This is a genomic window from Mediterranea sp. ET5 (assembly GCF_023337025.1).
Classification (GTDB): Bacteria; Bacteroidota; Bacteroidia; order Bacteroidales; family Bacteroidaceae; genus Phocaeicola_A.
Genome location: NZ_JAMBLN010000024.1, coordinates 1 through 14,214, shown reverse-complemented (window position 1 = coordinate 14,214; position 14,214 = coordinate 1). Strand labels below are relative to the sequence as shown.

The following is a 14,214-nucleotide window of genomic DNA, read 5'->3' as shown; positions in this document are numbered from 1 at the left end:
CTAGAACAGTTTCATTTGACCGGTGATTTCGTCGATGATGTCGCTGTCACTCTTGTGTGCGTCGGGGTCCTCGTTCACAGGCTCGGGCTCTTCCTTCTTTTCCGGTTCAGGCTTGGGCTCGGGCTTGCGTGTCGGCTCCAGCTCGTTGACGGCGGCGACCTGGTAGGAGGTCACCCGCTTGCCTTTTGCACGGAAGCCTTTCTGGGCGACGAACTCTTCCGCCTCGATGTCGAGCGGTTCGCGGAAGCTGTCTTCGCCCCCGAAGACCACCTGCAGGTGCGGATAACACTCGTCGGTGAGGAGTACCTGTTCGTTGCGCTTGTTGTCGCCCATGTAGTTCAGGTGACGTGCCGTGCTCTCGAAGACGAAGCGTTTCAGGTAAAGGTGCCCCTTCTGGGAGTGGTCGAAGAGGGCGAGCGTCCACACCTTCGTCGGGTCGAACTTCTCGAGGAAGCTCAGGTTACGCTCGAAGTGGTTGTTCTCGTCGAAGTCCGTCGTGTAGAAGTCGCCGTTCTTGAGTACCACGAGAATCTGGTCGTCGTTCTGGAACTCTCCCAGGTACTTGCCGCGTCCGTCGTAGTTCAGGCGTTGCACGTCGGTGTCGAACCACACCTTCCGTCCGCCCAACGTCGAACCGCCACGCTGCTTCAGCGCAATCTTGTGAATCTCGTTCCGCGTCAGCAGATTGCCGCGGGCACCACGCGCACGGATGGGGACCTCGGCGAAGTCGCGTTCGAAGGTGATGCGTCGCAGGCGGGGGACAGGCTTCAGCGTGACCTTGATGACCTCTGCCTCCCCGTTCGGGTTGACCGTGAAGTAGACCACTTTCGAGTCCGGCTTGCCGTAGGTGCAGTCATATTCGCGGTCGCGTATGATGCCGGTGATGAAGAAGCGCTTGATCATGTAGTCGCCTTGGGCGCCGTCCCGGTAGACCACGTTGTAGATGGTGCGCTTGTCGTTCTTCTTGAAGATATCGATGTGTATGAGGTCCGTCCCCACGAACATCTTGTCGGGGACGCGGACAATCTTGTACTTGCCCGTGCTGTAGAAGAGGATGACGTCGTCGATGTCCGAGCAGTTCGCCACGAACTCATCCTTCTTCAGACTCGTGCCTATGAAGCCCTCGTCGCGGTTGATGTACAGCTTCTCGTTCGCCTCCACCACCTTGGTAGCCTCGATGGTGTCGAAGCTGCGTATTTCGGTGAGGCGGGGATGGTCCTTGCCGTACTTCTGCTTGAGCATCCGGAACCAGCGCGAGGTGACCTCGACCATGTTGCCCAGCTCCTTGTCGATTTCGGCTATCTCCTCGTTCATGCGTGCGATGGCCTCGTCCGCCTTGTCGCTGTTGAACTTGAGGATGCGTCCCATCTTTATTTCCATCAGGCGGAGGATGTCGTCCTTCGTCACTTCACGGATGAACTGCGGGTAGAAGGGGGTCAGACGCTTGTCGATGTGTGCGCAGGCGGCATCCATGTCCTCCGCCTGTTCGAACGGACGGTCCTTGTAGATGCGCTCCTCAATGAATATCTTCTCGAGGGAGGCGAAGTGCAGGCTCTCCTGCAGCTCTCCCTTGCGTATCTCCAGTTCGCGCCGCAGCAGGTTGAGGGTATTGTCCACCGACTTGCGCAGCACGTCGCTCACACTGAGGAAGTGGGGCTTCTTGTCGTCGATGACGCAGCAGTTGGGCGAGATGTTCACCTCGCAGTCTGTGCAGGCATAGAGCGCGTCGAGCGTCTTGTCCGACGACACGCCCGGTGCCAGGTGGACGAGTATCTCGGCATGTGCCGCCGTGTTGTCCTCCACCTTCCGTATCTTGATTTTGCCCTTCTCCACCGCCTTGAGGATGGAGTCTATCAGGGTCGAAGTGGTCTTGCCATAGGGAATCTCCGTGATGACGAGCGTCTTGTTGTCCAGCTTGTTGATTTTCGCACGGACTTTCACGCTGCCGCCCCGTTCGCCGTCGTTGTACCGCGACACGTCGATGGAACCGCCCGTCTGGAAGTCCGGATAGAGGTGGAACGGCTGGCCGTGCAGGTAGGCTATGGCGGCGTCGCACAGCTCATTGAAGTTGTGGGGCAGTATCTTCGACGAGAGTCCCACGGCGATACCTTCCACACCCTGCGCCAGCAGCAACGGAAACTTCACCGGGAGCGTGATGGGCTCGCGGTTGCGTCCGTCGTAGGACAGCTTCCATTCCGTCGTCTTCGGGTTGAACACCACGTCGAGGGCGAACTTCGACAGGCGTGCCTCGATGTAACGCGGAGCCGCTGCATCGTCGCCCGTGAGGATGTTTCCCCAGTTTCCCTGATGGTCGATAAGGAGCTCCTTCTGACCCAGCTGCACCAGGGCGTCGCCGATGGAGGCGTCGCCGTGCGGGTGGAACTGCATCGTATGTCCCACGATGTTTGCCACCTTGTTGTAGCGTCCGTCGTCGAGCCGCTTCATGGAGTGGAGGATACGGCGCTGCACGGGCTTCAGTCCGTCGTTCACGTGCGGCACGGCACGTTCCAGGATCACGTAGGAGGCATAGTCCAGAAACCAGTTCTGGTACATGCCGCTCAGTTGGTGGCGCACGTTGTCATCGCGTGTGTCGGCAGGCCGATAGTCCGAATGTTCGTTGGTTGGTGTCTCTGTGTCTTGGATGTTATCGCTCATAGCTGTTGTTCCACTGTTCATGTATATTGCGCAAAAATAGTCAATTTGTCGCGGAATCCCTTGCTTTTTCGTCCGTCTTTTCGGGAAAATGAAGGAATATTAGCATCCGGACGGGGGCAGGGCATGTCGGGAAGAAAGCGGCAGACGGGGTGACGGGACGCCTCTTCCGCTGGAGAAAGAAGCGGTCCCCGCATCGGGACGGCTCACAGGTAAATCGAGAGCGAGAGGTAGGCACCGTGCTGGACGCGCGCCTTGGGGTAGAACGTGTCGAACCGCACCCCTTCGTAGGAGAGGTCCCGCCGCATGGCGTAGGGGTCGAGGGTGGAGAGCTGGTAGCCGACGGAGAGGGTCAGTCCGTCATCGATGCCGGAGGAGACGCCCACGCGCAGTTCGAAGGCATGGATGCGCCCCTTGTGGCTGTTGATGTGGTCATAGTCGGTCGGGATGCCCGGTACCCTGTCGTAGCGTGTGATGTCTACCCGTTCGTAGGGGATGTTCAGCAGCAGTCCGGCTTCTCCGGTGAGATGGAAGTCCGTGAAGCGTGTCCGCAGGAGGGGTGGGGACACGAGGAAGACCGACGGACGGAGGTAGAGGTTGGTGGAGGACTTTGGGTCGTCGGTGACTGCCCACCCTTTGCCGCTTGGGGTACCTTCCATGTCCAACGCTCCCCAGAAACCGACGGCACCGCCGACACCGACACAGGGCAGCGCCATCCAGTGATAACCCACTCCGACCTGCCAGAGGTCTGCTGTCAGGATGTTGCCTGCCAGGTCGATGCGGTGGTGTGGCGTGTCATCTTCGTTCCCGGTGGTGGCACGGACGGGGAGGAGGGGGAGCCCCAACGCTGCGAGGGCGAGGAGGGGGCGAGAATGGCTCTGCGTGAGAGCCTGAAGCACACAACGTTTCATATTCTTTTTTGGGCGTAAAAATAAGTGGCGGCAAGTGATTGTGCAAGGGTGATCCCGGCCGATAAGATTTTTTAATCCAATCACCTCTGATTGTCATTCTGTCAAAACGTCAAACGAACCGCCTGAGAAGCCCCTTCGTTGCGGCAAAATACGAGTTGGTGACCGGGAAGGGGCTTCTCGCGCGATTCATGAAATACACATTGACGGCATTTCCGTCCGTTTCCTTCCCTTTTGTGGTATTCTTCTCCTTCCCTGTTCCCTTACGTCGGCCTTTTCACACGGAATGGCGCAATTTCACACATCGGAAATCGTGCCCCTTCGGTCGCTAAAAAATGGGGACAGGTGGCTGTTTTCGTACGGACGAACGACTACGAGCGTGCGGACACGTCGGTACGGTGGTGCGGACGCGTCCGTACGAAGCCAATCACAGGTGCTTTCGACCGTAAAAAGGGGGGCGGCGGACGCTTTTTCTGTGTTAGGAACGGTATAATTATGTGAATAACGGTTTATTTTGATGCGTTCTAACGGACGTATCTTAAAATAATTAACGTGCGATTTTCTAATTGGGACGAAATTGAGAAAATGTGCGTTAGCTGAAAACGGCAAATCAGGAAAATGTGATGTTAAAACGGGGAAAACGGTGTCATTGTGATAGTCGGGAAATACCCACGGTGTAGGGGCGACCGGTCTGGTCGCCCGGTCCAACATATTCAATTAACAATTGATAATTGACAATGGACAATTATCGCCTTGCAGTCACATCCCCCACGCCGCAAGGTAATTGTCAATTGTCCATTGTCAATTGTCAATTGTGTTATGTCGCCCCTACATTCATCGTCGGGTGGAAACATCCTCACGCCGAAAGGCAATTGTCAATTATCCATTGTCAATTGTCAATTGCTTCATTCTCTCTTCCGGTATGTTTTCGCGGCGACGAGGCAGAACAGGAGAGCGAAGGCGGCGAGGGCGGCGTACTGCTGCCACAGGTCGGCGATGCCGGCGCCCTTCAGGTAGACCGCACGCATGATTTCGATGAAGTAGCGTGGGGGAATGGCGTAGGTGAGGACCTGTGCCCAACGGGGCATGGAGGCGATGGGGGTGAACAGGCCGCCCATCAGCTGGAAGATGACGATGAAGGCGAACATGACGAAGATGCTTTGCAGAAGGGTCGATGAACGGTTGGCGATGCTCACGCCCAACCCCGACATGACGAGGGTGAACAGGATGGCGGCAAGGTAGATGTACGCGATGTGCCCCGCAGGGACGAGTCCGTAGACCAGCCAGCCGACGAGCATCCCGACCGTGACGACGAGCAGGCCGACCGCCCAGAACGGGATGAGCTTGGAGAGGACGAAGGTGAACCGCCCCACGGGAGTGACGTTCATCGCCTCGATGGTCCCGCTCTCCTTCTCGCTCACGAGGTTCAGCGCGGGCAGGAAGCCGCAGATGAGGATGAGCAGCACCACCATGAGAGCAGGTATCATGTAGTTGCGGAAGTTGAGCGTCGGGTTGTAGCGGTTGAGGATGCTGGCGGCCGCAGCTTCGGGGAGATCCGTCCCTTCTTCAGCCGACCACCGTGCGAGCGTCTGCAGGAGCGAACGGGATGCGTACTGGGCGCCGAGGATGCCCTTGGTGGCATTGACCCCGTTGGCGCTCAGGTCGAGGTGGGGCGACTTGCCCCCGCTGAGGTCGCGGAAGTAGCCGGAGGGAATGGTCAGCACGACGTCCGCGTCGCCCCGCTCGATGTGGCGGAGTGCCTCGTCGTAGGTGTCGCAGACTGCCGTCACGGTGAGGGATGCCGAGGCGTCCATGTCCGCCACCAGGCGGCGTGACAGGAGGCTGTGGTCACGGTCGACCACTGCCACGCCGACGTCCTTCACGTCGAGGTCCGCCACCAGGGGGATGACGAGCATGACGAGCAGCGGCATGGCCACGATGAGGCGGGGGATGAGCGGGTTGCGCAGCATCAGTGTGAGTTCCTTCTTGAGGAGGATGCGTAGGATTCGGGTCTGCATGGGTGGGTCATTTTCGTAGGTTGAACTTCTTGGCAGCCAGCGTCAGGACGACGAGCGTCATGAGGGCGAGGACGGCGGTCTGGGGCAGTATGTGGCGGACGGGCAGCTGCTGGATCATCAGCACGCGCAGGGCGGAGATGTACCAGCGTGCCGGGATGAGGCAGGACACGCCCTGCAGCGCCACCGGCATGTTCTCGACGGGGAAAATCATGCCCGAGAGCATGATGACAGGCACCATGAACAGCATGCCCGACACGAGGAGTGCCGCCACCTGGGTCGAGACGAGCGTGGAAACGAGCATTCCCAGTCCGAGGGCGAGGATGATGTAGAGGAGGCTCAGCCAGACGACGTGCAGTGCGCTCGGTGAGAACGGAAGACCGAGGACGGTGTAGCTCAGGGTGAGCATCAGTCCGAGGAGCAGGCACGAGAGCAGGAAGTAGGGGACGAGCTTGCCCAGGATGATGGTCCGCGGACGGACGGGCGACACGAGCAGCAGGTCCATGGTGCCCGACTCCCGCTCGCTGACGATGGACACGGAGGTCATCATGGAGCAGATGAGGATGAATATCATCCCCATGATGCCGGGCACGAACTGGTAGGCGCTCTTGAGCTGCGGATTGTAGAGCGTGTGGAGGACGACGGGCGAGGGGGACGTGCCGGATACGACGCTCTCGATGTAGGCGGTGGCGGTCTGCGCCAGGTTGGTGTTCGAGGCGTCGGTGATGACCTGATGGGTGAGCTGTCCGTCGTCGGTGCGGAGGACGAGGACGGCGTCCGCCTTCCCCTGTCGCAGGAGGTCGTCCGCCTCGTGTGGGGCGACGATGCCTTCGAGCGTGAAGTAGGGGTTGGAGCGGAAGCGTTCGAGCAGGCGGTGGGTCTCGTCGGTGTGCTGCCCGACGACGGCGAGGAGCCGGACGCCGTTGACTTCGGTCGAGATGGCGAAGCCGAAGAGCAGCAGCAGGACGACGGGCATGACGAGCACGACGGCGACCGTGCGCGGGTCGCGCAGGAGGTGGAGCACCTCTTTCCGGATGAGTGAGCGGAAGATGGACATGGCTTGGCTGTTTGGTTGTTGGCAATCGGTGAACGGGGACGGGCTTACGTGCGACGGGCATCTTGTGCCACAATGCGGAACACCTCGTCCATGGTCGCGGCGCGGAACTGCTGCTTGAGCCCGGCAGGGCTGTCGAGCGCACGGATGCGTCCGTCGACCATGATAGACACGCGGTGGCAGTACTCCGCCTCGTCGAGGTAGTGGGTCGTCACGAAGAGGGTCATGCCCTCGGACGAAGCCCGGTAAATCATCTCCCAGAACTTCCGGCGGGTGGCAGGGTCGACTCCGCCCGTCGGCTCGTCGAGGAAGACGATGTCCGGGGTGTGCAGGGTGGCGGCGGTGAAGGCGAGCCGCTGCTTCCAGCCGAGGGGCAGGTCCCTGACGGGGCGGTCGCGGACGCCGTCCATGCCCAGGGTGCGGCAGGCTTCGTCGGCTTTCCGGCGGATGTCGGATGCCGGCATGCCGTAGATGGTGGCGAAGAGGGTGAGGTTCTCGCGGACGGTGAGCTGCCCGTAGAGTGAGAACTTCTGGCTCATGTAGCCGATGTGCCGCTTGATGTCCTCCGGTTGGCGGACGATGTCGAACCCGGCGACCGTGCCGCTGCCCGACGTGGGTCGGCTGAGTCCGCAGAGCATGCGCATGGCGGTGGTCTTGCCGGCTCCGTTGGCACCCAGGAAGCCGAAGATTTCTCCCTTCCGGACGTCGAGGCTGAGGTCGTCGACGGCGGTGAAGTCGCCAAACCGCTTCGTGAGGTGGCGGACGGAGATGACGTTTTCGCTAGTCTTCATGTTGTGCAAGTTTGATGAACAGGTCTTCGATGGTGGCTTCCACCGGACGGATGCAGACGTCCGCCAGTCCCTGCCGGCGGAGGGCGGTCTCCGTCCCGTCCGGGTCGAACCCTTCGTCGGCGACCACGTGGAGTGTCGCCCCGAAGGTGTAGCAGTCCTTCACGCCCGGCATGCCGCGCAGGGCAAGCAGGAGCGGGTACATCTCTCCGGCGGAAGCGGCGTAGAGCGGGTCCCCGAGCCGGGCGGTGAGGCGCGTGGGCGGGTCGATGCCGAGGATGCGTCCCCGGTGGAGCAGGGCAATCCGGTCGCAACGCGCTGCCTCGTCCATGTAGGAGGTCGAGACGAGGATGGTGATGCCCTTCTCCCTCAGGGTGGCGAGCATCCCCCAGAACTCGCTGCGCGACACGGCATCCACCCCGGTGGTAGGCTCGTCGAGCAGCAGGATGCGCGGACGGTGGATGAGGGCGCAGCTCAGTGCCAGCTTCTGCTTCATGCCGCCGGACAAGGCTCCTGCCCTGCGGTCGGGGAAGCGGGCGAGCTGGCTGAATATCGGGGCGATGAGGTCGAAGTGGTCCCTGAACTTCACGCCGAAGAGCGAGGCGAAGAAGTGCAGGTTCTCGTCGACGGTCAGGTCGGGGTAGAGGGAGAAGCGTTCGGGCATGTAGCCGATGAGCGTGCGCAGCTGTCTGAACTCACGGACCACGTCCAGTCCGGCGACGGTCGCCGTGCCCCGGTCGGGGGTGAGCAGGGTGGCAAGGATGCGGTAGAGGGTGGTCTTCCCGGCTCCGTCGGGTCCGATGAGCCCGAAGATGCTCCCCTCGGGGACGGAGAAGGTCACCTCGCGGAGGGCGGTGGTCCGTCCGTAGTCCTTGGTGAGTCCGCGGATGTCGATGAGGCTGTTCATAGGCGCACTTCCCCGTATTGTCCGAGCTTCAGCCGTCCGTCGTTCTTCACGGCTACCTTGACGGCATACACCAGGTTCGCCCGAGAGTCGCGGGTCTGGATGGCCTTGGGCGTGAACTCGCTCTCCTGCGCAATCCAGGTGACGCGCCCCGGGTATTCGTACTGTTCGTCTCCGCCGAAGTCCGCGATGACGGTCACCTCCTGTCCCAACCTGAGGTGGGCGAGCTGGGCGGCGGTGAAGTAGCAGCGGAAGTAGACGTTGTCGAGGTCCGCCATCTTGAACAGCGGACGCCCCGGCGTGGCATATTCCCCCGCTTCGGCATACTTGAGCAGGACTGTCCCCGTGAGCGGCGCGGTGATGCGGCTCTTCCGCAGCTGTTCCTCGACCTCCTCCCGTTCATACTGCAAGGCGGACGCATTCTCGCTGATGGAGCTGCGGTTCTTGCCGAGGGTGGAGAGGAGGGCATCGAGCTGTCCGCGCAGGACGTTCAGCCGGGCGCGTGCATCGTCCGCCTGTTTCCCGGTCGCCGCTCCGTCCGCCAGCAACCGTCCGATGCGGGCGCACTCCTCCTGCTGGTGTGCAATCTGTGCACGCAGGGCTGCCGCCTGTGCGGCGATGTCGGGCGAGGTCTGTTCGGCGGCCCGTTGCCGGCTTTGCAGCTGTTTCCGCCGGAGGGCGAGCTGAGTGGTGTCGACGATGCCGACGGACTGTCCCATGGTGAGGCTGTCGCCCTCGTCGAGGTTGAGGCGGAGAATCTTCCCTGCCGTCTCAGCGGAGACGGTCACGGTGTTGGCTTCGAAGATGCCCGTGGCATCATAGTCCCGGTCGTTCCCGCAGGCACCCGCCAGGCAGGCGACAGCAAGGAGAAAGGCAGTCTGTTTCATTGGTTCACGGTGTGTTTAAGTTGGTAAATGTGTTGCAGCAGCTGGATGCGGTGGTAGGACGCGTCGAGCCGTGCCCGGTTCTCGTCGGTCAGCTTGCCCAGCAGGTCGGTGGTGTCGATGACCCCGTTCGTCAGCTGTGACTCGGCAGCCCGCCGCACGTTGGTGCGCAGTTCGACGATGCGGCTGTCGTCCTCCATGACCTTCTTCAGTTCGTCGATGCGGTCGAGCTGTTCCCGCACCTCCAGCCGGTTGTTGAAGAGGAAGGCATCCCGCTCGGCAGCGATGTCGGCGGACGAGAGGCGTAGCCGTTGCCGGGCGTTTCGCTTCGTGTAGAGCGCCCCGATGTTCCAGGAGACTCTTACGCCTGCCAGCAGGTTGAGCGAGAGGTCGTGCTGCATCATGCTCTCGAAGTAGTTGAATCCCGGATAGCCGTAGTACGCCTGGGCGAACAGTCCGACACGGGGCATGACGCCCGCCGTGACGTCCGCCTGCCGCGCCTCGTTGGTGAGCAACCGTGCGTCGAACAGTTTCAGCTCGGGGCGTGCCGGCGTCAGGTCCGTGGGGAGCTCCGCCTCCGGGAGCGCCAGCGTCCGTCCCTCCAGCGGCTCCCCGACGAAGAGTCCGAGCAGTCTGCGGAAGGTTGCCGCCGTGCCCTCCGCCTGCGTCAGCTGTTGCCGGGAGACGAGGCATTGCGCTTCCATCCTGTCGACGTCACACTGCATGGCGGTGCCGTTGCGGTGCATCACCCTCAGCCGCTCCAGGTTGCTCCGGAGCAGCGACAGGGTGGCTTCCGTCTGACGCACCTGTTCCTCCACGAGCAGGATGCCGAAGAAGAGGTCCTCCACCCGTTGCCGGACGGCATGGAGCTGCACGTCCACCGACGTCCGCCGCTCCGCCTCGCGTGCCCGTTCGACGTTCCGTTGGGACCGGGACGCCCCGCCGTCCCACACGGTCTGGCTGAGGTCCGCGCCGACCTTGTACTGCCAGTTGTCCAGTCCCTCCAGGTTCATCCCGTTCTGTCGGAGCATCCCTGCGAGCACGTCCGGGAAGGAAGGCGTCTCGTTCTGCACGGTGCCCTGTCCGTAGACCGACAGCTGCGGCAGCCAGCCCTTGCGGATGTCCGAGAGGTTGACCGCGGTCGTCCGTTCCAGGATGTCGTACTTGCGGATGAGCGGGTAGTTCGCCTGCGCCCGTCCGACACATTCCTCCAGGGTCAGCTCCTGCGCCGCGAGGTGTACGGCGGTGCAGCACATCAGTGCCAGGAGCCAGTAATGTCTGAGCGTATTCATTCGATTCCCAGTTTAGTCAGTATGGTCCGTACATTCTCCTCCCTGCGCATCCGGAAAAATTCCTCCCTGCTCCCGAAGAGACCTCCCAGCGCCCCCTGCAGGATCGGGGTGGCGATGAACAGGAATACATTGAGGGACACAATGTCGACGAGCAGCATCCGTGCGTCCACCCGTCGGCAAAGCCCCTGTGCCGCACAACGGTCGATTTCCGTCTGCAAGTTGTGCAGCACCCGGGTGGCAGTCGGCTGTAGCTCCCCCGTCATCAGTTTGATACGTTCCGGACGGCTGTAGATTTCGTTCACGATGAAGCGCGGCAGGTCCGGGTTTGCCGTGAGGAAGTCGAAGTGCCGCTCCACCCCCTGTCGTATCTTGTCAGGCAGGGGCAGGTCGCTCTCCTCGATGGCGCTCAGCATGATTTCGCTCAGCAGTCCCATCTTCTCGGTGACTATCCGTTCGAAAAGCTTGTCCTTCGTACGGAAATAGTAGTGAAGCATGGCGTGCGTGACGCCGGCGGCCTCGGCGATGGATGTGGTCCTCGCTCCGCCGTAGCCCTTTTCAAGGAACTCCCTCTCGGCAGCCTTAAGGATTTTGGTCTCAGTGTCTTCCGTGTGTCTGTCTGTTGTCTGCATGGTGCTGTCAGATTGGTTTAACTGAAGTGACTAACAATATTGTTAATGCAAATGTATCGCTTTTCTCCAACCGGCAAAAGGACGTCCGCCTGAAAATCAGTCGGCATTGCCCTTTTTAGGGAATTTTAATATCAGACGGACCGGGAGGCATGCCGGTGGAGGGAAGTCCGTCTTCCTATACCTTATTATATATAGCATCCCGCCGCCCCTTGGGCAGCGGTGCAAGCAGGAGTCGGAAGTCGTTTCGCAGTTGTCATCCGGTACGGTCCTGACGTGTGAGATTGTAACGAAAAGCCCTTATTTACTGCCATTCTAGTGTGAAAGAATAATAAGACTGGCAAGGAGATACGGACGGATACGAAAAAAATCATTTACTTTGCACTTCCTTCCATACGAAGGGGCGGCAAGTCCGGACCTTATGCAGAGGCCAGCTTGCCCACCGAGCATACGGGCAAAGAAAAAGATTTAAATACAATGGCACAACAAGAAGATGTATTCAAGAAGATCGTGTCGCACTGCAAGGAGTACGGTTTCGTATTTCCGTCAAGCGACATCTATGACGGTCTGGGCGCAGTGTACGACTACGGCCAGATGGGTGTAGAGTTGAAAAACAACATCAAGCAATATTGGTGGCAGAGCATGGTGCTGCTCCACGAGAACATTGTGGGCATCGACTCGGCCATCTTCATGCATCCCACCATCTGGAAGGCCTCGGGCCACGTGGATGCCTTCAACGACCCGTTGATAGACAACCGCGACTCGAAGAAGCGCTACCGGGCGGATGTCCTGATTGAAGACCAAATAGCCAAATACGACGAGAAGATAAACAAGGAAGTGGCAAAGGCAGCCAAGCGTTTCGGTGACGCCTTTGACGAGGCTCAGTTCCGCAGCACCAACGCACGCGTGCTCGAACACCAGGCAAAGCGCGACGCCTTGCACGAACGCTATTCGAAGGCGATGAACGCCAACGACCTGAACGAGCTGCGCCAGATTATCCTCGATGAGGAAATCGTCTGCCCCATCTCCGGTACCAAGAACTGGACCGAGGTGCGTCAGTTCAACCTGATGTTCGCCACCGAAATGGGCTCGACGGCTGACGGTGCCATGAAAGTGTACCTCCGCCCCGAGACGGCGCAGGGCATCTTCGTGAACTTCCTCAATGTGCAGAAGACCGGTCGCATGAAAGTGCCCTTCGGCATTGCCCAGATCGGCAAGGCCTTCCGTAACGAGATTGTGGCACGCCAGTTCATCTTCCGCATGCGCGAGTTCGAGCAGATGGAGATGCAGTTCTTCGTTCGCCCCGGCACCGAGCTGGAGTGGTTCAAGAAGTGGAAGGAGACCCGTCTGAAATGGCACGAGGCACTGGGCTTCGGCGAAGACCACTACCGTTACCACGACCACGAGAAGCTGGCCCACTACGCCAATGCCGCTACGGACATCGAGTTCAAGATGCCCTTCGGCTTCAAGGAGGTGGAGGGTATCCACTCGCGTACTAACTTCGACCTGTCCCAGCATGAGAAGTACAGCGGCAAGAGCATCAAGTACTTCGACCCCGAGCTGAACGAGTCCTATACCCCGTACGTCATCGAGACTTCCATCGGTGTTGACCGCATGTTCCTGAGTGTGATGTGTGCTTCCTACAAGGAAGAGGCCCTGGAGAACGGTGAGACCCGCGTCGTGCTGAAACTGCCTGCCGCACTCGCACCTGTGAAGTTGGCGGTGCTCCCCCTGGTGAAGAAAGACGGTCTGCCTGAGAAGGCGCGCGAAATCATCAGCGACCTGCGCTTCCACTTCAACTGCCAGTACGACGAGAAGGACTCCATCGGCAAGCGTTACCGCCGTCAGGACGCCATCGGTACTCCCTATTGCATCACCGTCGACCATCAGACGCTGGAAGACAACTGCGTGACGCTGCGTGACCGCGACACGATGCAGCAGGAGCGTGTGCCCATTGCCGAACTGAACGGCATCATCGCCGACAAGGTAAGTATAACCAGTCTGTTGAAGACACTGATTTGAGGATGAATCTATGAAGAAAAGTTTGTTTCTGCTGATTGGGCTGCTGTTGTTGAGTCTGGGAGCATTGACATCCTGCGATGAGACCAAGGAGGCTGACCCGTACGCCGACTGGAAAGTGCGCAACGAACATTTTCTGGACTCCATTGCCGATGTGGCGCATGCCCATGAGGCTTCGGGGGAATGGAAGGTCTTCCGCTCCTATTTGCAGGATTATACTTCGGGCACCGGCTCCACGGGCGTCAATGTTCCCGTGACGGAAGATGAGGTGGATGACTATATCTACGTGAAGGTATTGCAGGACGCCCGGGAACTTGCCGATGCGGCCTTGGGGGCGTCTGACTGCCGCTCCGTGCTGTATACCGACTCGGTGTACGTGCACTACAAGGGTACCCTTATCAATGGCGAGCGTTTCGACGGAACGTTTACTTCCGACTTGGACTATGAGATTACCACTCCCTCCACGTTTGCCGTAAGCGGACTGGTCACCGGTTTCACCACAGCCTTGCAGGAGATGTACGAAGGCGACCGTCGCCTGCCCGATTGGCAATACAAGGGCGACCGTTGGTTGGTTTATATTCCCGCAGCCTTGGGTTATGGCACTACCGACCGCGATAACATCCCTGCCCACTCGGTGCTTGTGTTTGACATCGCCCTGTGCGGTATCTGGAGTGCAGGCGAGGAAAAGCCGGTGTGGATGAATTGACTTTTCTGAGTATATAGATAGCGTACTGATCGCATTTGACGTCCCGGTTGTTGGAACAGAACAGCCGGGACGTCATTTTATATAAGGTAAGGAAATCCCTCCTTGCTGCTGGTTGAGGGAGGCTGTCGTGTCACACGGACGTAATCATGCTCCCAAACTGTCTGGGAGAACCTGATTGAATACTAGTACATTATCAGACTAGGGGAAATTTTCTTCAAAAAAAGTGCGTAGAATGTTTGGAGGGAATACCCAAAAGCTCTACCTTTGCATCCGCTTTCGATAAGGAAAGCCGCTGCAAAGCGTTAGATACTTGAAAAGAATGCAACAAACAGACAAGTAGTACAAGAGCTCTGCTGATGATTGGTA

9 protein-coding genes and 1 pseudogene are annotated in these 14,214 nt (G+C 59.7%); 2 read left to right on the top strand and 8 right to left on the bottom strand.

Annotated features, from left to right (window positions below):
- From M3087_RS12595 to M3087_RS12555, 8 genes and pseudogenes are all read right to left on the bottom strand, one after another.
- The gene (locus M3087_RS12595) at nt 1–2,655 is read right to left on the bottom strand and encodes a DNA gyrase/topoisomerase IV subunit A (RefSeq protein ID WP_106483618.1); all 2,655 of its coding nucleotides are present in this window, start codon (nt 2,653–2,655) and stop codon (nt 1–3) included.
- A 203-nt stretch (nt 2,656–2,858) separates the two neighbouring features.
- Nucleotides 2,859–3,563, bottom strand: coding sequence for a hypothetical protein (locus M3087_RS12590; RefSeq protein ID WP_249096275.1), 705 nt, complete (start codon nt 3,561–3,563; stop codon nt 2,859–2,861).
- 902 nt (nt 3,564–4,465) lie between these two features.
- Nucleotides 4,466–5,578 (bottom strand): ABC transporter permease, encoded by a 1,113-nt coding sequence (locus M3087_RS12585; protein ID WP_249096273.1) that lies wholly within the window; start codon nt 5,576–5,578, stop codon nt 4,466–4,468.
- Nucleotides 5,579–5,585: 7 nt separating this feature from the next.
- Nucleotides 5,586–6,632 carry an ABC transporter permease gene (locus M3087_RS12580; RefSeq protein WP_249096271.1) on the bottom strand — a complete coding sequence of 349 codons (1,047 nt, stop codon included), beginning with the start codon at nt 6,630–6,632 and terminating at the stop codon, nt 5,586–5,588.
- Between the two features lie 44 nt (nt 6,633–6,676).
- Nucleotides 6,677–8,324, bottom strand: a pseudogene (locus M3087_RS14430) (ATP-binding cassette domain-containing protein).
- On the bottom strand, nt 8,321–9,208 hold the full coding sequence (locus M3087_RS12565; RefSeq protein ID WP_249096266.1) for an HlyD family secretion protein: 888 nt from the start codon (nt 9,206–9,208) through the stop codon (nt 8,321–8,323). The pseudogene M3087_RS14430 and the gene M3087_RS12565 overlap by 4 nt, the downstream one beginning before the upstream one ends.
- On the bottom strand, nt 9,205–10,497 hold the full coding sequence (locus M3087_RS12560) for a TolC family protein (RefSeq protein WP_249096264.1): 1,293 nt from the start codon (nt 10,495–10,497) through the stop codon (nt 9,205–9,207). Before M3087_RS12560 ends, M3087_RS12565 begins: the two co-directional genes overlap by 4 nt.
- Nucleotides 10,494–11,126 carry a TetR/AcrR family transcriptional regulator gene (locus tag M3087_RS12555; RefSeq protein WP_106483611.1) on the bottom strand — a complete coding sequence of 211 codons (633 nt, stop codon included), beginning with the start codon at nt 11,124–11,126 and terminating at the stop codon, nt 10,494–10,496. Before M3087_RS12555 ends, M3087_RS12560 begins: the two co-directional genes overlap by 4 nt.
- 474 nt (nt 11,127–11,600) lie before the next feature.
- Between M3087_RS12555 and M3087_RS12550 the strand changes: the two genes are divergently transcribed.
- The gene (locus M3087_RS12550) at nt 11,601–13,145 is read left to right on the top strand and encodes a glycine--tRNA ligase (RefSeq protein WP_022383832.1); all 1,545 of its coding nucleotides are present in this window, start codon (nt 11,601–11,603) and stop codon (nt 13,143–13,145) included.
- A 10-nt stretch (nt 13,146–13,155) separates the two neighbouring features.
- Nucleotides 13,156–13,848 (top strand): FKBP-type peptidyl-prolyl cis-trans isomerase, encoded by a 693-nt coding sequence (locus tag M3087_RS12545; RefSeq protein WP_249096263.1) that lies wholly within the window; start codon nt 13,156–13,158, stop codon nt 13,846–13,848.
- The last annotated feature ends 366 nt before the right edge of the window (nt 13,849–14,214 follow it).